Below are 18,423 nucleotides of genomic sequence, written 5' to 3'. Positions count from 1 at the left end.
GCGGCCGGGAACTGCTGCCAGGAAACTGCTGCCAGGACTATGAAACGCTTCGTCATCTTCATCCTGCCGACCGCCGTGCTCGGCATCACCGTGGCCGTCCCGCTCGTCTGGGGCGACCACCCGCTCAAGTTCGACCACAAGCGGCCGACCGAGGTGCACTGGGCCGGTGCCGCCCAGGAGCAGGGCCGGGTCTGGGGCTTCGGCAAGGACGCGCCGGCGGCCGAGGACACCGGCCCCAAGGTGGCCCGCCCGTGGGCGAAGGGCAGTCCCGAGTGGGGCGTCCAGGTGTACTGGCTGGACGACCCGGCCGACCCGGAGACCTTCGTCCAGGGCAAGGCGGACCGCATCGTCAAGTACGTGGTCGGACTGAACGCCAACGCGCTCTCGGTCTCGTTCCCCTTCTACACCACGGGCGCCAAGTCCAACGCGGTCGCCGCCCGGCCGACCACGCCCGCCCCGGAGCGGCTGGCGCTGCTGCTGGACACCGCGAAGCGGGCCGGTCTGCGCACCACCGTCCGGCCGATCCTGGACGAGGAGTCGCTCAAGGCGGTCAAGGACGGCTGGCGCGGCAACATCGCCCCCACCGACAAGGACGCCTGGTTCGCCAGCTACGCGACCTTCCTGGCGCCGTACCTGAAGACCGCCCAGGAGCACGGCGCGACCGAGTTCACCATCGGCACCGAGTTCAACTCGCTGGAGAACGCGCCGCAGTGGGCCGGGCTGGTGGAACAGGCGAAGAAGACCTTCCACGGCGAGGTGGTGTACGACGCCAACTGGGACAACTGGTCGAAGGGCGCCATCCCGGTGCCGACCGAGCAGACCGGGGTCGACGCCTACTTCCCGGCCAAGTCGCTCGGCGACGACGCCTCGGTGGCCGACCTGGCGGCCAGTTGGCACGGCTGGCTGGACAAGCGCGGCAAGGGCCCGCAGCCGGCCACCAAGCTGACCGAGGTGGGCATCCCGGCGCAGAAGGGCGCCTACAAGACGCCCGGTGACTTCTACACCAAGCGCGAGCTGAACGAGCCCGTGCAGGCGACCTGGTTCACCGCGGTCTGCCAGGTGGCGCAGGAGCGCAAGCTGGCCGGCGTCTACTTCTGGTCGCTGTACTTCGGCATCGACCCGACCCTGCCGACCAACCAGGACACCCCGCGGATGGACTTCGCGGGGCGTCCGGCCTCCGAGGAGGCCATCCGCAAGTGCTTCGCGCAGACCTACGAGGTGCCGGCGGCTCAGCCGCCCGCGGCGGCCCCGGCCGGCTGACTCGCCGCCGGCTGGGTGGCCCTCGGGCTGCTGCTCGGCTTGCGGCTGGGGCTGGGGCTGGGCCTGGTGGTCGGTGGGTGCGACGGGGTGGGCGACGCGGTCGGGGCCGGCTGCTCGGCCGCGGGCGCCGGGTCGGCCGGCCCGGCCTGCGGCGGGGCGGCGGTGGTCGCCGCGGGCCGCGGGGCCGGAGCGTCCGGGGCGGAGGCCAGGACGTCCGAGATCTGCTTCTCCAGCCAGGGCGTCACCAGCCGCATGCCGGCCGGGGTCAGGTGCACGCCGTCGGTGGCGGGGGAGACCAGGTGGCCGTCGCGGTCCTTCCAGAGGCACGTCCCGCCGGGGCAGTAGAAGGCGTTCAGGTCGACCAGGTGGACGGAGCCGGCGGAGGCCTTCACGAAGTCGGCGATCTGCTGGTTGTAGCAGGTGCCCCAGGTCTTGTCGATCGCGCCGTTCTGCACCCGCTCGTTCATCAGCAGCACCCGGGCGCCGTGCCCGCGCTCGCGGACCAGGTCCACGGCCCGGGCCAGCTGGGCGGTGTAGTGGTTGCGGTAGTCCTCGTCGCAGGGGTTGAGCCAGGTGCCGTCGAGGTACTGCTCGGCGGCGTCCCAGCCGAGGTGCAGGACGACCGCCTTGGCCCCGGCGTCGTCCAGCTGCCTGGTCCAGAGCGAGGTGCGGTCCCGGCAGGCGTCGGTGGTGTCGAACTCCACCTTGGACGTGCCGCGCACCTTCTCCGAGCCGAACACGCCGCAGCCGCTGATCCCGCCGTCGACCACCCGGTACCGGTCGCCGTGCCGGTACAGGCCGGTGGCGAGGTCCTCCGAGAAGGAGTCGCCGAGCGCGAGCACCAGCGGCTTGTCGGCCGAACCGGAGCGCATGTCGTGCTCGACCCAGGCCGGCAGGAACCAGGCGCCGGCGGTGGCCGTCAGGGTGGCGGCGGCCAGCAGCGGGATGGTCGGCCAGGGCCGCCAGCGCAGCACCCGGACCTTCTCGGTGCCGGTGTGCAGCAGCCAGGCCAGCACCCAGGAGACCGGGGCGCCGATCGCCAGCAGCAGCTGCGGCGAGATGTCGTCGACGAAGCGCTGGAGCATCCAGTAGACCGGCAGGTGCAGCAGGTAGAGGCTGTACGAGATGGTGCCGGTGAGCCGCAGCGGGGCGAGCGACAGCAGCCACACCAGCGGGCCGCGGTCGTGGCAGAGCGAGGCGGCGAGGACGGCCGCGAGCGCCGCGACGCCGGCCAGGCCGCCCTGGTAGAGCCAGGGCTCGTGGTAGGTGTCCACGCTGAGGCTGGCCCAGACCAGGCCGCCCAGCGCCAGCGTGCCGAGGGCGGTGAGCACCGCGGTGCCGGCCGGGCCCGACCGGGCCTGCGAGCGCCGCTCGGAGCGCGAACCGGACTCCCCGGCCTCCTTGGCCCTCCGCCGCAGCCGCAGGTACACCACGAAGGCCGCGGTGGCGCCGGCCGCGAAGCCGACCGCGCGGGACTCGGTGCCCAGGTAGAGGCGGTCGCTGTTGGAGCCGTTCCACATCAGCGGGGCGACGGCGGCCGCGCCCGCGAACAGCACGGCGGTCACCGCGCCGGCCGCGGCGAGCGAGCGGCGGCAGACGGCGAAGATGATCAGCAGCAGCAGCGGCCAGACCACGTAGAACTGCTCGGTGATGCTGAGCGACCACATCGCGGCCAGCGGGTCGATCCCGGCGAAGTGCTGCCAGTAGGCGTCACCGCGCTCCAGCTGGGCCCAGTTGGCGATCTGGGCCAGTGCGGCCAGCGCCTGCGGCCGCAGGTCCCGGACGTCCTTGAGCGGGCTGAACAGGGCGGAGAGGACGACCACCAGCAGCACGGTCGCCAGCAGGCCGGGCAGCAGCCGCTTGGCCCGGCGGCGGTAGAAGACGCCGAGGGCGATCCCGTCGGTGCGGTCCAGCTCGCGGATCAGCACCAGGGTGACCAGGAAGCCGGAGAGGACGAAGAACGCGTCGACGCCGAACAGGCCGTTCTGGAACCAGTTGGTGTGGTAGAGCAGGACGGACGCGATGGCCAGGCCGCGCAGTCCGTCCACCGCGTCGAAGCGCACCGACGGCGGCACCGGGTGGCGGGGCTTGGGCGGTTCGGCGGGGATCGCGTACCGGCTGCCGCGGGGGGCCGGGATGCCCCGGGCCTCCCGCATGTCCTGCAGCGTGGGTCCGCTCGCCGTCGAGGGCGCGCCGAGGCTGGGCCCGTCGTACATGAGGTGCAACTCCCCGGATCGATGGGCTACCACGACGTGTCTCGATCAGAGGTTTATATCAAAAGACCTGCTTTGATCGTCCGTCGGCCACCCCCCTGAAGGGCGCTCCGTCGGCGAACCGTCCGTCAGAAGGCCATCGTGTAGACCAGCAGGTCCGCGCCCGGGTACGGCGACCAGTCGCGTTCGGGCGTGCGCCGGAAGCCGAGCCGCTCGTAGATCCGGTGAGCGGCCGTCATGTCGGGGCGGGTGGAGAAGGCCATCCCGGCCAGGCCGAGTTCGCGGCTGCGGGCCACGCAGGCCCGGACCAGCGCCTCGCCGACACCCCGGCCGCGGGCGGCCGCGGCGGTGGCCAGCATCCGGATCTCGCCCTCCTCGGGGGTCGCGATGTCCGCCCACTCCGTGCCGCCCGCGGCGAAGGTCACGCAGCCGACCACCTCGAAGCCGTCGGCCGGGGCGGCCGCGACGAGGAGCTCGGCCTCCCGGGCCCGCCGGGCGGTGTCGCGCAGGAGCCCGACGTACTGGCTGTCGGGCGAGGTGAAGCCCCCGCCGACGAAGGCCTCGACGCTGATCCGGCCGGCGGCTTCGAGGTCCTCTTCCCGGGCGGGGCGGATGACGATGTCCATCCGGCCAGTCTGCCCGAGCCGCCGCGGGCGGGCGGACGCCGGGGCGGACGCCGGGACGCCGGGACGGACGGCGGCGGGGCCACGGGACGGCGGAACGGCGGGACGGACGGCGGCGGGCCGGCACGGGCGGGCGGCGCCGGCTGGGCCCCGTCTCAGCCCGCGGCCAGGTGCCCGGTCTCGTTCCAGTGCGCCGGGCGCAGCCGCCCGCCCTCGGCGCGCCAGAGGCTGGTGGAACAGTTGCGCACCGGCTCCAGCGCGGTCAGCTGCGCCTCGGTGAGCCGGTCCAGCGCGTAGCGGAGCATCAGCACCGTGCAGTCGTGCGCGACCAGCAGGACGGGCCGGCCGGCCTCCTCGGCGCAGAGGTCGCGGAGCAGGCTGCGCACCCGCAGCGCCACGTCCGCCCAGGACTCGCCGCCGGGCGGCCGGTAGTACAGCTCGCCCATCTTGCGCCGTCTGGCGGCCTCCTCCGGGTGCTTGGCCTCGATGGCGGCCTTGGGCAGCATCTCCAGGACGCCCAGCTCGCGGTCGCGCAGCCGCTCGTCGTAGCGGACGGGCAGCGAGACCGGGACGGCGCCCAGCCCGGCGGCCTGGGCGAGCGCGATCCGGGCGGTCTCGGCGGTGCGCACGTACGGCGAGCACCAGACGCTGCGCGGGCGGTCGGCGCTGGGCAGGCCGGCCCACCAGCGGCCGAGGGCCTGGGCCTGCTGCCGGCCGTGCAGCGACAGCGGGATGTCGGCGTCCCGGCAGCTGATCGGCACGCTCAGCGCGCCGGTCGCCTCGGCGAGCTGGAACTCCACGTTGGCGGTGGACTCGCCGTGCCGGGTGGCGATCAGGACGGACGGCAGCACGCTCCCGGGCGCCGCGGAGGGCGGCGCCGTGGCGGGCCCCGCGACGGGCGGCGCCGTGGCGATCGGCGGCGGCGCCGCCACGCCGAGCGGTGCGCCGGGCGCGTGGGTGGACTGGTGCTGGCCGTTGAGAGTGGTGCCGGTTTCTGCCATCGCCGCTGCTCCCCGTGGGTCGATCCGTGGGTCGGTCGGTCGGCCGGCCGGCTGCCGGCTCGTCCGGTGGTACCCGGTGCGTGCGGCCGTTCATACATATGATCGCGCCGCCTCCTCCAGTGTTCACGGAGGAGACGGCGCGATCACAGGGCGCGCGCACGGCCAATCAGTGCGCCGCCACGGGCTCCGGCGCGTTCTTCAGCTCTTCGTCACCGGTTTCGGCGCTGTAGTCGCCGGGGCGGGTCTCGTCCGGGCCCTCCGGCGCCTTGACCGCCTTGAGCACCAGCGTGAGCACGACCGAGACCAGCAGGTTGAGCACGAAGGCGGTCAGCCCGATGTAGCCGAGCTCGCCGATGCCGGGGATCTCGGCCGCGTTGCCGCCGAAGTGCTTGGTGGCGGGGCTGGCGATGTCGTACGCCTCCCAGGTGCCGTAGATCATGCCGACCGCCCAGCCGGCGAACAGCGCCCAGTGGTGGAACCAGCGGGTGAACAGGCCGCCGACGATGGAGACGAAGGTCTGCAGGATCCAGAGGCCGCCGAGCAGCTGCAGGTTGATCGCCGCCTGCTTGTCCATGGTGAGCACGAAGACCAGGGCGCCGACCTTCACCAGCAGCGAGGCGATCTTGGCGACCCGGGTCTCGTCGGCCGGGGTGGCGGCCGGCTTCAGGTACTCCTTGTAGACGTTGCGGGTGAACAGGTTGGCCGCCGCGATCGACATGATCGCGGCCGGCACCAGCGCGCCGATCCCGATCGCCGCGAAGGCGACGCCGGTGAACCAGTCCGGGAACATGTCCTCGAACAGCTGCGGCACCGAGAGCTGGGCGTTGAACTTCTTGTCGCCCTTGCCGATGCCGGCCGCGATCGCCATGAAGCCGAGCAGCGCCAGCAGGCCCAGCATCAGCGAGTAGGCGGGCATGATCGCCATGTTGCGGCGCACCGTGTTGCGGGACTTGGACGCCAGCACGCCGGTCACCGAGTGCGGGTACATGAACAGCGCCATCGCCGAGCCGAGCGCCAGCGTGGCGAACGTCCACTGCTTGTTCTCCGGCACGGTCAGCGAGCCGGCCGCCTTGGGGGCGCTGAACTTCTGGCCCACGGCGTCGAAGATGTGGCCGTAGCCGCCGAGCCGGATCGGGATGTAGATCACCGCGACGATGATCACGATGTAGATCAGGGTGTCCTTGACGAACGCGATCAGCGCCGGGGCCCGCAGCCCGGAGGAGTAGGTGTACGCGGCCAGCACGCCGAAGGCGATGAACAGCGGAAGGTCCTTGACGAACCAGTTGGCGTTCTCGCCGCCGCCGACGCCCAGCACGTCCAGCACCGCCTGGATGCCGACCAGCTGCAGCGCGATGTACGGCATGGTGGCCAGGATCCCGGTCAGCGCCACGACCAGCGAGAGCGGCTTGGAGCCGTAGCGCCCGCGCACGAAGTCGGCCGGGGTGACGTACCCGTGCACCCGGGAGACGGACCAGAGCCGGGGCAGGAAGAGGAACACCAGCGGGTACGCGATGATCGTGTACGGCACCGCGAAGAACCCGGCCGCACCGGTCGCGTACACGGCCGCCGGGACGGCCACGAAGGTGTAGGCGGTGTAGAGGTCGCCGCCGAGCAGGAACCAGGTGACCCAGGTCCCGAAGCTGCGGCCGCCCAGGCCCCACTCGTCCAGGTGCAGGGCGTTGTCGGCCTTGCGCCAGCGCGAGGCGAGGAAGCCCATCACGGTGACCAGGAGGAAGAAGAGCACGAACACCGTCAGGGCGGGCACGTTGACGCCGTTCATCGCGCGCCACCCGCCTTCCGGGCGGCCTTGCGGGCCTTCTCGTCCCGGTTGATCAGCAGGTACGCGGCCACCGTGAACACGGCGGAGACGGGCACCCAGAGCAGCTGGTACCAGTAGAAGAACGGCACCCCGCCCGCGTACGGGTCGGTCTTGTCGTACGAGGACACCCAGAGCATCGCGACGATCGGGACGAGCAGGGCGAGCCCCGCCAGCACCCGCTCCGGCGTCACCGCGGGCACGGGGGCCGGGCCGGGTGGCTCGGGCATGACAGGTTCGGTTTCGACTTCTGACGACATGGATCGGCTCCGCTCCCGAGGAGGGCTCACCCGGTCGGCGCCGCAGCCCCGCGGGGCCGCACGATCCCCCCGAGACCCGCCGAGCAGCACCACTGGTGATCGGCAGTCATAACGGCTGCGAAATCTAGAGCATGAAGTGATCTGTGTCACCGGAAAAGACAGAACTTCCCGATATCCGGACACACGCGAGCCCCGGCGCACGCCTGCGCACGCCGGGGCTCGGAGGGTTTCGGTGGGGTTCGGAGGGCGCTCGGTCTACTCCGGGCGCTTCAGCCGGGTGATGAACTTGTAGCGGTCGCCGCGGTAGATCGAGCGCACCCACTCCACCGGGTTGCCCTCGGCGTCGAAGGAGTGCCGGGAGAGCTGGAGCATCGGCAGGCCGACGTCGGAGCCGAGCAGCCCGGCCTCGCGCGGGGTGGCCAGGGTGGTCTCGATGGTCTCCTCGGCCTCGGCCACGGTGACCCCGTACACCTCGCGCAGGGCCGCGTACAGCGAGTTGTGCTTGGCCAGGTTGCGGCGCAGGGCGGGGAAGCGCTTGGCGGAGAGGTGGGCCACCTCGATCGCCATCGGGTCGCCGTTGGCCAGCCGGAGCCGCTCGATCCGCAGCACGCGGCCGCCGGGCTTGATGTCCAGCAGCGGGGCGAGCCGGTCGTCGGCGGTGATGTAGCCGATCTCGATCAGCCGGGAGGTGGGCTCCAGGCCCTGGGCGCGCATGTCCTCGGTGTAGGAGGTCAGCTGGAGGGCCTGGGCGACCTTGGGCTTGGCGACGAAGGTGCCCTTGCCCTGGATGCGCTCCAGCCGCCCCTCGACCACCAGCTCCTGGAGGGCCTGGCGGACGGTGGTGCGCGAGGTGTCGAACTGGGCGGCCAGCGCCCGCTCCGGCGGGACGGGCGTGCCGGCGGGCTGGGTCTCGGTGAGCTGCAGCAGGTGGCGCTTGAGGCCGTAGTACTTCGGCACCCGCGCGGTCGGGTCCGCACCGGACTGCGTCGGGAGGTTCTTCACCTGGGGGTCGTTGACCTGGGCCGTGCTGCCCCCGTCGCTGCTCATCGGACCTGTCTCCCGCTTCTCGCGCGGCCCTTCGGGGCCCCGCCACATCGTTAACAGCTCACATCGTTGCATGTATGGCTACGGAACGAATACCTCATCACGCGATGAACGATGTGCGGTGTCGGCTTGATAACGGGTGGTCCGGATGGCTCGAACAGCCGTTGACAGGCCCATTGGTCTAGGCCAAGCTCCAGGCATCTGGTCTACACCACTAGGCCGGTCACTACGAATCCCCCCACCCGTTCGCTGGGGTCCGCGGCACCGTTCCTCCCGCTTTCCGCGGGTATGCCGCTGCCACCCGACGGGGGTAACCCAGGCATCCCTCAGGAGGATGGCGTGAAGCGTCAGCTCATCGCGGCGGTCGGCGTCGCAGCAATGGTCGTCGGCCTGGCGGCTTGTGGTTCGGACGCCAAGAAGGACGGCGGCGACGCCAAGGGCGGCTCGTCCTCCGCGGCGGCCAAGAACTACAGCGGCAAGACCCTGACCGTGTGGCTGATGGACGGCTCCGCCCCGAAGGGCTGGACGGACTCCGTCAAGGCCGACTTCGAGACCGCCTACCCGGGCGCCAAGGTCGACTTCCAGATCCAGAAGTGGAACGGCATCGGCGCCAAGGTCACCGCCGCGCTGTCCGAGGGCTCCGTCGACGTCCTGGAGGTCGGCAACACCCAGACCGCGGGCTACGCCGCCACCGGCGGTCTGCTCGACATCACCAAGGACAAGGCCGCCCTGGGCGGTGCCGACTGGGCCGCGAACCAGAACGACTCCGCGATCCTGGAGGGCAAGCAGTACGCCGCCCCGTGGTTCGTCACCAACCGCGTCGTCGCCTACAACAAGGACCTGTGGGCCAAGGCCGGCCTGAGCGCCGCGCCGAAGACGCTGGAGGAGTTCTACGCCGACCTGGAGAAGCTGAAGGCCACGGCGGGCGTCACCGACCCGATCTACATGCCGGGCCAGGAGTGGTACACCTACTTCGGTCTCCTCACCAGCGAGGGCGGCAAGCTGGCCAAGAAGGAGGGCGACAAGTGGGTCGGCGGCCTGTCCTCCCCCGAGGCGCAGAAGGCCTTCGAGACCTACAAGAAGCTGCAGGGCTACTCGGCCACCGGTCCGAAGGACAAGGACGAGGCCACCCCGCAGCAGAAGGACGTCTTCGGCAAGGGTGACATCGGCGCCATCATCGGCCTCGGCTGGGAGCTCCCGAAGGAGGAGGTCCTGCCGGCGAGCAAGATCGGCTTCTTCCCGCTGCCGGGCAAGGCGGCCGACAAGTCCTCCGGCGTCTTCCTCGGCGGCTCGAACCTGGCCATCGCCCAGGCCAGCAAGAACACCGACATGGCCAAGGACTTCCTGAAGATCGCCCTCAACGACAAGAACGAGGGTCTGGTCGCGGCCGCGGGCAACGTCCCGAACAAGGCCGCGCTGAACAGCCAGGTCACCGGCGACTTCGCCAAGGCCGCCCTGCCGGCCTCGGCCAACGGCGCGATCACCCCGAACACCCCGAACTGGGCGAACGTGGAGAACGAGCCGAACCCGATCAAGGAGTTCCTGACCGGCGCCCTGACGGGTGACTACGCGGCCGCCGCCAAGAAGGCCGACGACGAGATCGCGAAGCGTCTCAACCAGAAGCAGTAAGCAGTCGAGCGGCGTCGGTCAGGTTGTCAGGAAGAGAGAACGATGGCTGTGCATTCGGAGCGGGTGCGGACGCAGTCCCCGGATTCAGGGAAGGCTGCTGTGGCCGGTACGGAGGAGGGTGACGTCCTCGTCGCCCGAGCCACCCCGAAGAAGAGCGGCAGACCGGTCGGGGCGCGCGCCGCGCGCGTGAGCCCGACGCCGTACCTGCTGCTGTTGCCGGCCATCGCGGCGACCCTGGTCCTGCTCGGCTGGCCGCTGCTCAAGACCGTCCTGGTGTCGTTCCAGAACCTCAACAAGCGTCAGCTGATCCAGCACCTGACCGAGTGGAACGGCCTGGAGAACTACACCGACCAGCTGACCAACGCGGAGTTCTGGTCGGTCACCGGCCGCACGGTGGCGTTCACCGCCGTCAACGTCGTCCTGATCATGTTCTTCGGCACCCTCGTCGGCCTGCTGCTCGACCGGCTCGGCAAGCGGATGCGGCTCGCGCTCTCGATCTCGCTGATCCTGGCCTGGGCGATGCCGGTGGTCGCCGCGACCACCGTCTACCAGTGGCTGTTCGACCAGAACTTCGGTGTCGTCAACTGGTTCCTGGACAGGCTGGGCTGGCACGGCATGGCCCACTACAACTGGACCGAGGGCCAGTACTCGACCTTCTTCGTGATCGTCCTGCTGATCGTCTGGGGCTCGATCCCGTTCGTGGCGTTCAACATGTACGCGGGCCTGACCACCATCCCGAAGGAGCTCTACGAGGCGGCCCGGATGGACGGCGCCGGAGCGTTCAAGATCTTCGGCGCGGTGATCTACCCGATCATGAAGCCGTTCTTCCTGGCCACGACCTTCCTGGAGGTCATCTGGGTCTTCAAGGCCTTCACCCAGGTCTACCTGATCAACAAGGGCGGCCCCGACGGGCTCACCCGGACCCTGCCCGTCCACGCCTTCCTCGAAGGCTTCGGCTCCCAGCGCTTCGGCGTCGGCTCCGCGATCGCGGTACTCACCATCCTGATGCTGGCTGCGCTGATGGCGTACTACTTCCGCATCATTCTGAAGCAGGAGGACGAGCTGTGAGGCGCTCGCTCATCGGACGCACCTGGCCGAACGTGATCGCGGTCGTCCTCTTCGTCTTCTTCATCTTCCCCGTCTACTGGATGTTCGCGACCGCCTTCAAGCGGGACAACGACATCATCAGCCGGACCCCGGTCTTCGTCCCGCTGGACGCGACCCTGGAGCACTTCCAGAAGGCCGTCGACGCCCCGCACTTCTGGACGTACGTCACCAACAGCCTGGTCGTCACCGTCGGCGCGGTGCTCGGCTCGCTGGTGATCGCCACGCTGGCCTCCTTCGCGATCGCGCGGATGCGCTTCCGCGGCCGCAAGAGCTTCGTGCTGGTCGTGATGGCGGCCCAGATGGCGCCCTGGGAGGTCATGATCATCGCGGCGTACCTGCTGGTCCGCGACAACGACATGCTCAACAGCCTGGTCCCGCTGACCGCGCTCTACCTGATGATGGTGCTGCCCTTCACGATCTGGACGCTGCGCGGCTTCATCGCCGCCGTGCCCAAGGAGCTGGAGGAGTCGGCGATGGTGGACGGCTGCACCCGCACCCAGGCCTTCCTGAAGGTGATCTTCCCGCTGCTCGCGCCCGGTCTGATGTCGACCTCGCTGTTCGGGTTCATCACCGCGTGGAACGAGTTCCCGCTGGTGAACATCCTGAACAAGAAGGAGGAGTTCCAGACCCTCCCGCTCTGGCTCTCCTCGTTCCAGACCAACTTCGGCACCGACTGGGGCGCCACCATGGCCGCCTCCACCCTCTTCGCGGTCCCGATCCTGATCCTCTTCGTCTTCCTGCAGCGCAAGGCCGTGGGCGGACTGACCGACGGCGCCGTGAAGGGCTGACCCCACGTGAGCATCCTCATCCCCACCCTGCCCGCCAGTGACCAGCTGCACCGCGACGCGCTGACCGTCCTCCAGCCCGGCTTCGTCGGCACCGAGCCGCCGGAGTGGGTCCGCCGCCACCTGGCGGCCGGGCTCGGCTCGGTCGCGCTGTTCGACCGCAACGTCACCGACCTGGAGCAGCTCGCCGCGCTCACCGGGGCGCTGCGCGAGGAGAACCCGGACCTGCTGATCGCGATCGACGAGGAGAGCGGCGACGTCACCCGCCTGGAGGCCGGCTCCGGCTCCTCCTGGCCGGGCAACTTCGCCCTCGGCGCGATCGACGACCCGGCGCTGACCCGCGACGTCGCCCGCGAGCTCGGCCGGGCGCTGGCCGCGGCCGGCGTCAACTACAACTGGGCGCCCACCGCGGACGTCAACTCCAACCCGCGCAACCCGGTGATCGGCGTCCGCTCGTTCGGGGCCGACCCGGAGCTGTGCGCCCGGCACACCGCCGCCTGGGTGGAGGGCCTGCAGTCGGCCGGCGTGGCCGCCTGCTCGAAGCACTTCCCCGGCCACGGCGACACCGCCGTCGACTCGCACCACGGCCTGCCGGTGATCGACGTCGACCTGGACGTGCTGCGCGCCCGCGACCTGGTCCCGTTCGAGGCGGCCATCGCCGCCGGGACCAAGGCCGTGATGACCGCCCACATCATGATCCCGGCGCTCGACCCGAAGCTGCCGGCCACGCTCAGCCCGCGGGTGCTGCGCGACCTGCTGCGGGCCGCGCCGGCCGACGGCGGTCTCGGCTACCAGGGCCTGATCGTCAGCGACGCGATCGAGATGGGCGCCATCGCCGACACCTTCGGCATGGGCGAGGGCACCGTGCTGGCCCTGGCGGCCGGTGCGGACGCGATCTGCGTCGGCGGCGGCCTGGCCGACGAGGAGACCGTCCTGATGCTGCGCGACGCCATCGTGGCGGGCGTGCGGTCCGGGAAGCTGCCGGAGGAGCGGCTGGCCGACGCCGCCGGCCGGGTGCGCGCGCTCGGCAGCTGGGGCCGGATCGCGGCCCAGGGGGAGCGGCTGGAGCCGGACCTGGCGGTCGGCCTGCGGGCCGCCCGCCGGGCGCTGCGGGTGGTCCGGGCGCCGGGCCGCGAGGTGCTGCCGGTGACCGAGCGGCCGTACGTGGCCTCGTTCTCGGACGAGCCCAACATCGCCGTGGGCGACGTGACCCCGTGGGGCGTGGGCGGCATGCTGGCCGACCGCTTCCCCGGCACCCGCACCCGCGAGGTGGGCCCGCAGGAGGCCTCGCCGGAGCGGCTGGACGCGCTGGTGGCCGAGGTGCTGGCCGGCGCCGAGGGCCGCCGCCTGGTGCTGGTGGTCCGGGACGCCCACCGGCACGAGTGGATGTCGGCCGCGCTGGCCCGCCTGGTGGCGGCCCGGCCGGACGCCGCGGTGGTCGAGATGGGGCTGCCGCAGTCCGAGCCGGTCGGCGCGCTGCACATCGCCACCCACGGCGCCGCCCGGGTCTGCGGCCTGGCGGCCGTGGAGGTGCTCACCGGGCAGCCGGGAGCGATCGGCTGAGGTCCGTCAGGACCGTGACCCGGGGTGCCGGGAGGCACCCGGGAACGGGCCCGTCATGCGCATGTCGCATGACGGGCCCGTTCCGTTTCCCCGCCCCTCGCCCCCGTGTTGACCTGCGGGGACGCCGGGTGGCGGGGGTCCCTCAAATCCGTCTTAAGACAGCCTTAAGTCCTACTTAGGGTGATGGCGCCGCGACTGATCGCCACGCGGTACAACAGGTCTGCAACGGCCTTTGCGGCCGGGCCATTTGGCGTTGACACCACCAGTGGTCTAGGCCAGGCTCCAGTCCATCCGGTTCGAACTTCAACCTCGCCGGATGTGGTATCGGCCCTTCCCGAAGCACATCGCCGCCCCTTCATGGAGACGACTCCCCGACGGGTGCCAGCACGTTGCCGGCGGGCATCCAGGCTCTAACACCCTCGGAGGATGGCGTGAAGAAGCGTCAGCTCATGGCGACGACCGCGATCGTGGCGCTGGCCGCCGGACTGACGGCCTGTTCCCCGGGCGGCTCGCCGTCCACGGACGGCAAGGGCGGCCCGGCCGACCCGAAGTCGGCGACCGGGACGGTCACGGTCTGGCTGATGGAGGACGCCCAGAAGAACTGGCCGGACCTCGTCCAGCGGGTCAACGACGAGTTCGCCCACAAGTACCCGAACGTCACCCTGCGGCTCTCCTACCAGGGTTGGGCCGACAAGGTCACCCGGCTGGACAAGGCGATCGCCGAGGGCAACGCCCCGGACGTCGTGGAGCTCGGCAACACCGAGACCATGAAGTACGTGCTGTCCGGCGCGCTGGCCCCGGTGGAGCGCAGCAGCTTCGACAACGCCGACAGCTGGATCAAGGCGCTCGCCAACACCTGCACCTACCAGGACAAGCTCTGGTGCGTGCCGTACTACGCGGGCGCCCGGGTGGCCGTCTACAACTCGGCGGCCTTCCAGGCGGCCACCGGCAGCGCGGACTTCCCCAGGACCGAGGACGAGCTGCGCTCGGCGCTGGACCGGGTGGCCGACAAGAACAAGGCCGACAAGACCTACTCCGCGCTCTACCTGCCCGGCCCGTACTGGTACGCCGCGATGAGCTACGTCTCGGCGTACGGCGGCGCCATCGCCCGCTTCGACGGCAGCGGCAACTGGCACGGCACGCTCAGCGACCCCAAGTCCGTGCAGGGCATCAGCCACTTCGTCGAGCTGGTCCGCAAGTACAACAAGGGCGACCTGGCGGTGAACGAGCTGAACCAGTACGAGGCGATGGCGCGCGGGCACGCCGCCGCCTTCTACGGCAACGGCTACGAGGCGGCCAGCGTGGTCGCGCCGGTCACCGGTGACCCGAACCTCAAGGACGCCGTCAAGGTGGCCACCATGCCCGGCCCGGGCGGCAAGCCGCTGCCGACCTTCATCGGCGGCTCGGACCTCGCCGTCACCGCCAAGTCGCAGTCGGCCGCGCTGGCCGCCGACTGGATCCGGATGTTCACCAGCACCAAGTCCCAGCAGGCGCTGGCCGACAAGGACATCCTGCCGAACAACCTGACCCAGCTGAACCCGCTGAAGAGCAAGCCGGCCACGGCCGCCGCGGCCAACGCGGTGCCGGACGCCTGGTTCACGCCGCTGGCGCCGGGCTGGGGCGCGATCGAGAAGCAGAAGATCCTGCCGGACATGCTGACCGCCATCCTCAAGAACAACAAGCCGGTGGACCAGGCCGCCAAGGAGGCGGACGCCGCGATCGACCAGCTGATCAACAAGGCGGGCTGACACCCGCCCGGCGCGCGCGGGCGACCGCCCCCGGGGACGGCGATGTGCTCCCCGGGGGCGGCCCCCGTAGGATTGCCGCAGGAATCACCGCAGCGAGTGTGCGGACTCGCCGCCGTAGAGGTCCCCGCCGGGCATCCCCGCCCGTGTGGGGTAGAACCATCTCATCGGAGGCACACCCAGATGTCCGACACGCAGACTGTCCCCGTCCCCGGCCGGATCATGGCGGCGGAGATGGCCGAGCAGCCGGCCGTCCTCCAGCGCATCCTCGACGAGGGCGCCCCGAAGATCTTCGAGATCGCGGCCGAGATCGCCGCCCGCAACCCGCGCTTCGTCCTGCTCACCGCGCGCGGCACGTCCGACAACGCGGCGCTCTACGCCAAGTACCTGATCGAGATCCTGCTCGGCAAGCCGGCCGGCCTGACCTCGATGTCGACCACCACCGCGTACGGCGCCAAGCCGGACCTCACCGACGTGCTGGTGATCACCGTCAGCCAGTCCGGCGGCTCGCCGGACCTGGTGGCCTCCACCAAGGCCGCCCGCGAGGCCGGTGCCATCACCCTGGCGGTCACCAACAACGCCGCCTCGCCGCTGGCCGAGGTCTCCGAGTTCCACATCGACGTGCTGGCCGGCCCGGAGAAGGCGCTGCCCGCCACCAAGACCTACACCGCCGAGCTGCTGGCGCTCTACCTGCTGGTGGAGGGCCTGCGCGGAGGTGACGGCTCGGCCGCCAAGGAGCTGCCCTCGCTGGCCGCCGGCATCCTGGCCCGCCAGGGCGAGGTGAAGGCCCTGGCCGAGCGCTACCGCTTCGCCCAGCGCCTGGTCATCACCTCGCGCGGCTACGGCTACCCGACCGCCCGCGAGGCGGCGCTGAAGCTGATGGAGACCACCTACATCCCGGCCTCCCCGTTCTCCGGCGCCGACCTGCTGCACGGTCCGCTGGCCATGGTCGACAACGTCTCCCCGGTCATCGCGATCGTTCCGGACGGCAAGGGCGGAGAGGCCCTGCAGCCGGTGCTGGACCGCCTGCGCGGCCGCGGCGCGGACCTGGTGGTGATCGGCCAGCAGGCGCAGGTCGACGCCGCCTCGGCGGGCTTCGCGCTGCCGGCCGGGGTGCCCGAGGAGGTCCAGACCATTCTGGAGATCCTGCCGCTGCAGCAGCTGGCCTACGAGGTCACCATCGCCCGCGGCCAGGACCCGGACGCCCCGCGCGCCCTGGCGAAGGTCACCGAGACCCACTGACGCCCCCGGCGAGCGGGCGAGCAGCGACCGGAACGCCGAACCCCGTCCACAGGCTGTGGACGGGGTTCGGCGTTCCCGTGAGCGGCGGAACGCGGCTTCGCGCACCCGGAAAGCACTACGGGCCACGGCGCCGACACGGGACCCTCAACCCGTGCGGCACCGCAGCCCGGAGCTGTCGTCGGGCGCCGGGGACGACCGAGGACTGTGCGGGGTCCTCGCTCGACGGCGTCCGACCGAGGAGGGGCCTCGCGCGGGTCAGGGCAGTTGCGCGGAGGGCCTCTCCTTGGTGCCCTTCCATTGTGGACTAGACCAATCTGGCTTGTCCAGGTCTCCCCGGAAATTGGTCTAAACAACCTCGGGGCAGGGCCCGCGGCACTCCGGAGGGCCGGCGCGGGGGACCAGTGCGGGCGGTCGGTGCGGTCGGTGCGGCCGGTGCGGGCGGTCGGCGCGGGCGGGTGCGACAGGCCGCTCCGGCGACCCTGGAGCTACCCTCGCCATGTGCCCTCGCTGAACGAACTCGTCCGCCGCCACACCACCCTGACCGGTGCCGATGTGGAGTGGCTCCACATGCTGGTCTCGGAGTGGCAGCTGCTCTCCGACCTCTCCTTCGCCGACCTGGTCCTGTGGATCCCGACCTGGGACGGCATCCGGTACGTCTCGGTGGCCCAGATGCGCCCGAACACCGGCCCCACCTCGTACCAGGACGACATGGTCGGCCACCTCGTCCCGCGCGGCCGCCGCCCGCTGCTGGACGCCGCCTTCGACGAGGGGCGGATCGTGCGCGAGGGCGACCCGGAGTGGCGCGAGGAGGTGCCCGTCCGGGTCGAGTCGATCCCCGTGCGGCGCGAGGGCAAGGTGCTCGGCGTGATCGCCCGCAACACCAACCTGCTGACCGTCCGCACCCCCAGCCGGCTGGAGCTCACCTACCTGCAGAGCGCCTCCGACCTGGCCCAGATGATCGCCGCCGGCGCCTTCCCGTACCCCGGCGTCGAGCAGACCGACATGGACGCCGCGCCCCGGGTCGGCGACGGTCTGATCCGCCTGGACGCCGACGGCATCGTCACCTACGCCAGCCCCAACGCGCTCTCCGCCTACCACCGGCTCGGCCTCACCACCGACCTGGTCGGCAGCCACCTCGGCCGCGCCACCGCCGAGCTCGTCCCGCCGTCCCGGGCGGCCGTGCACGAGGCGCTGGTGAAGCTGGCGAGCGGTTGGGCGCCCCGGCAGACCGAGGTGGAGGCCCAGGGCGGAGTCGTCACCCTGCGGGCCATCCCGCTCAAGCCCAAGGGCACCCTGACCGGCTCGCTGGTGCTCTGCCGCGACGTCACGGAGCTGCGCCGGCGCGACCGCGAGCTGATGACGAAGGACGCGACCATCCGGGAGATCCACCACCGGGTGAAGAACAACCTGCAGACGGTGGCCGCGCTGCTGCGGCTGCAGTCCCGCCGGATGGAGTCGGAGGCCGGCCGGGCCGCGCTGGACGAGGCGGTCCGCCGGGTCGGCTCGATCGCGATCGTGCACGAGACGCTCTCGCAGGCGCTGGACGAGCAGGTCGCCTTCGACGAGATCGCCGACCGGGTGCTGGCGATGGTGATGGAGCTGTCCCAGGACGGCCGGGTGGCGACCCGCCGCACCGGCAGCTTCGGCATCCTCTCCGCGGAGGTGGCCACGCCGCTGTCGATGGTCCTGACCGAGCTGCTGCAGAACGCCCTGGAGCACGCCTTCGGGCCGACCGCCTCCGGCAACCTGGAGGTCTCCGCGCTGCGCGGCCGGGCGCCGGCCACCGGCATGGGATGGTCGGACAGCTGGAACGGCGGTGCCAAGCCGGAGGAGTACCTGCTGATCACCGTGCAGGACGACGGCAAGGGGATGCCGGAGGGCTTCGACCCGCAGCAGGCGGGCAACCTCGGGCTGCAGATCGTCCGCACCCTGGCCACCGGCGAGCTGGGCGGCACCTTCGACATGGTGGCCGGCCCGAACGGCGGGACCAAGGTCGTCCTGGAGATCCCGGTGCGCTGAAGGGGGCCGGTGCGGTGAGGTGCGCCGAGCAGTGGGAGGGGTGGGGGGGCCGCGGGCCCCCCGCCCGCCGCCCCCCCCCCCCCCCCCGGCGGGGTACACCCCGCGCACCGGGGGCG

General features: G+C 71.5%; 14 protein-coding genes. 8 read left to right on the top strand and 6 right to left on the bottom strand.

Annotation, left to right across the window (positions count from 1 at the left end):
* Positions 1–39 precede the first annotated feature (39 nt).
* Entirely contained in the window at positions 40–1,260 is a 1,221-nt protein-coding gene (locus tag ACFVHB_RS16615; protein WP_380321666.1) for a glycoside hydrolase family 113, read from the top strand.
* Here ACFVHB_RS16615 and ACFVHB_RS16610 read toward each other — a convergent pair.
* The 6 genes from ACFVHB_RS16610 to ACFVHB_RS16585 all read right to left on the bottom strand — a co-directional run bounded on the left by ACFVHB_RS16610 (position 1,230) and on the right by ACFVHB_RS16585 (position 8,220).
* Positions 1,230–3,476 carry an acyltransferase family protein gene (locus tag ACFVHB_RS16610; RefSeq protein ID WP_380321663.1) on the bottom strand — a complete coding sequence of 749 codons (2,247 nt, stop codon included), beginning with the start codon at positions 3,474–3,476 and terminating at the stop codon, positions 1,230–1,232. The genes ACFVHB_RS16615 and ACFVHB_RS16610 overlap by 31 nt on opposite strands.
* Before the next feature lie 125 nt (positions 3,477–3,601).
* Positions 3,602–4,099, bottom strand: coding sequence for a GNAT family N-acetyltransferase (locus ACFVHB_RS16605; RefSeq protein WP_380321660.1), 498 nt, complete (start codon positions 4,097–4,099; stop codon positions 3,602–3,604).
* A 152-nt stretch (positions 4,100–4,251) separates the two neighbouring features.
* Complete coding sequence (locus ACFVHB_RS16600) at positions 4,252–5,097, bottom strand: histidine phosphatase family protein (RefSeq protein WP_380321657.1); 846 nt, start codon at positions 5,095–5,097, stop codon at positions 4,252–4,254.
* A gap of 166 nt (positions 5,098–5,263) precedes the next feature.
* Positions 5,264–6,877 (bottom strand): monocarboxylate uptake permease MctP, encoded by a 1,614-nt coding sequence (gene mctP / locus ACFVHB_RS16595; RefSeq protein WP_380321654.1) that lies wholly within the window; start codon positions 6,875–6,877, stop codon positions 5,264–5,266.
* Positions 6,874–7,143, bottom strand: coding sequence for a DUF3311 domain-containing protein (locus tag ACFVHB_RS16590; protein ID WP_380321651.1), 270 nt, complete (start codon positions 7,141–7,143; stop codon positions 6,874–6,876). Before ACFVHB_RS16590 ends, mctP begins: the two co-directional genes overlap by 4 nt.
* 285 nt (positions 7,144–7,428) lie before the next feature.
* A complete protein-coding gene (locus tag ACFVHB_RS16585; protein WP_380321648.1) occupies positions 7,429–8,220 on the bottom strand; it encodes a GntR family transcriptional regulator in 792 nt (263 codons plus the stop codon).
* A gap of 336 nt (positions 8,221–8,556) precedes the next feature.
* On the opposite strand from ACFVHB_RS16585, the gene ACFVHB_RS16580 reads away from it, so the two are divergent.
* The 7 genes from ACFVHB_RS16580 to ACFVHB_RS16550 all read left to right on the top strand — a co-directional run bounded on the left by ACFVHB_RS16580 (position 8,557) and on the right by ACFVHB_RS16550 (position 18,307).
* On the top strand, positions 8,557–9,846 hold the full coding sequence (locus ACFVHB_RS16580) for an extracellular solute-binding protein (RefSeq protein WP_380321645.1): 1,290 nt from the start codon (positions 8,557–8,559) through the stop codon (positions 9,844–9,846).
* Positions 9,847–9,888: 42 nt separating this feature from the next.
* Positions 9,889–10,914, top strand: coding sequence for a carbohydrate ABC transporter permease (locus ACFVHB_RS16575; protein WP_380321642.1), 1,026 nt, complete (start codon positions 9,889–9,891; stop codon positions 10,912–10,914).
* Positions 10,911–11,741 (top strand): carbohydrate ABC transporter permease, encoded by an 831-nt coding sequence (locus tag ACFVHB_RS16570; protein WP_380321639.1) that lies wholly within the window; start codon positions 10,911–10,913, stop codon positions 11,739–11,741. The genes ACFVHB_RS16575 and ACFVHB_RS16570 overlap by 4 nt, the downstream gene beginning before the upstream one ends.
* Before the next feature lie 6 nt (positions 11,742–11,747).
* Positions 11,748–13,301: a glycoside hydrolase family 3 protein gene (locus tag ACFVHB_RS16565; protein WP_380321636.1), complete on the top strand. Its 1,554-nt coding sequence runs from the start codon at positions 11,748–11,750 to the stop codon at positions 13,299–13,301.
* Between the two features lie 449 nt (positions 13,302–13,750).
* Positions 13,751–15,049, top strand: a complete 1,299-nt coding sequence (locus tag ACFVHB_RS16560; protein WP_380321809.1) for an extracellular solute-binding protein — start codon at positions 13,751–13,753, stop codon at positions 15,047–15,049.
* Between the two features lie 180 nt (positions 15,050–15,229).
* Positions 15,230–16,288, top strand: coding sequence for an SIS domain-containing protein (locus ACFVHB_RS16555; RefSeq protein ID WP_380321633.1), 1,059 nt, complete (start codon positions 15,230–15,232; stop codon positions 16,286–16,288).
* 498 nt (positions 16,289–16,786) lie between these two features.
* Positions 16,787–18,307, top strand: a complete 1,521-nt coding sequence (locus tag ACFVHB_RS16550) for a sensor histidine kinase (protein ID WP_380321630.1) — start codon at positions 16,787–16,789, stop codon at positions 18,305–18,307.
* Positions 18,308–18,423 lie beyond the last annotated feature (116 nt).

This window comes from Kitasatospora sp. NPDC127111, from assembly GCF_042677465.1.
Taxonomy (GTDB): domain Bacteria; phylum Actinomycetota; class Actinomycetes; order Streptomycetales; family Streptomycetaceae; genus Kitasatospora.
Note: the sequence above shows the minus strand (reverse complement) of the source record. Positions and strands in the feature narration are given on the sequence as shown.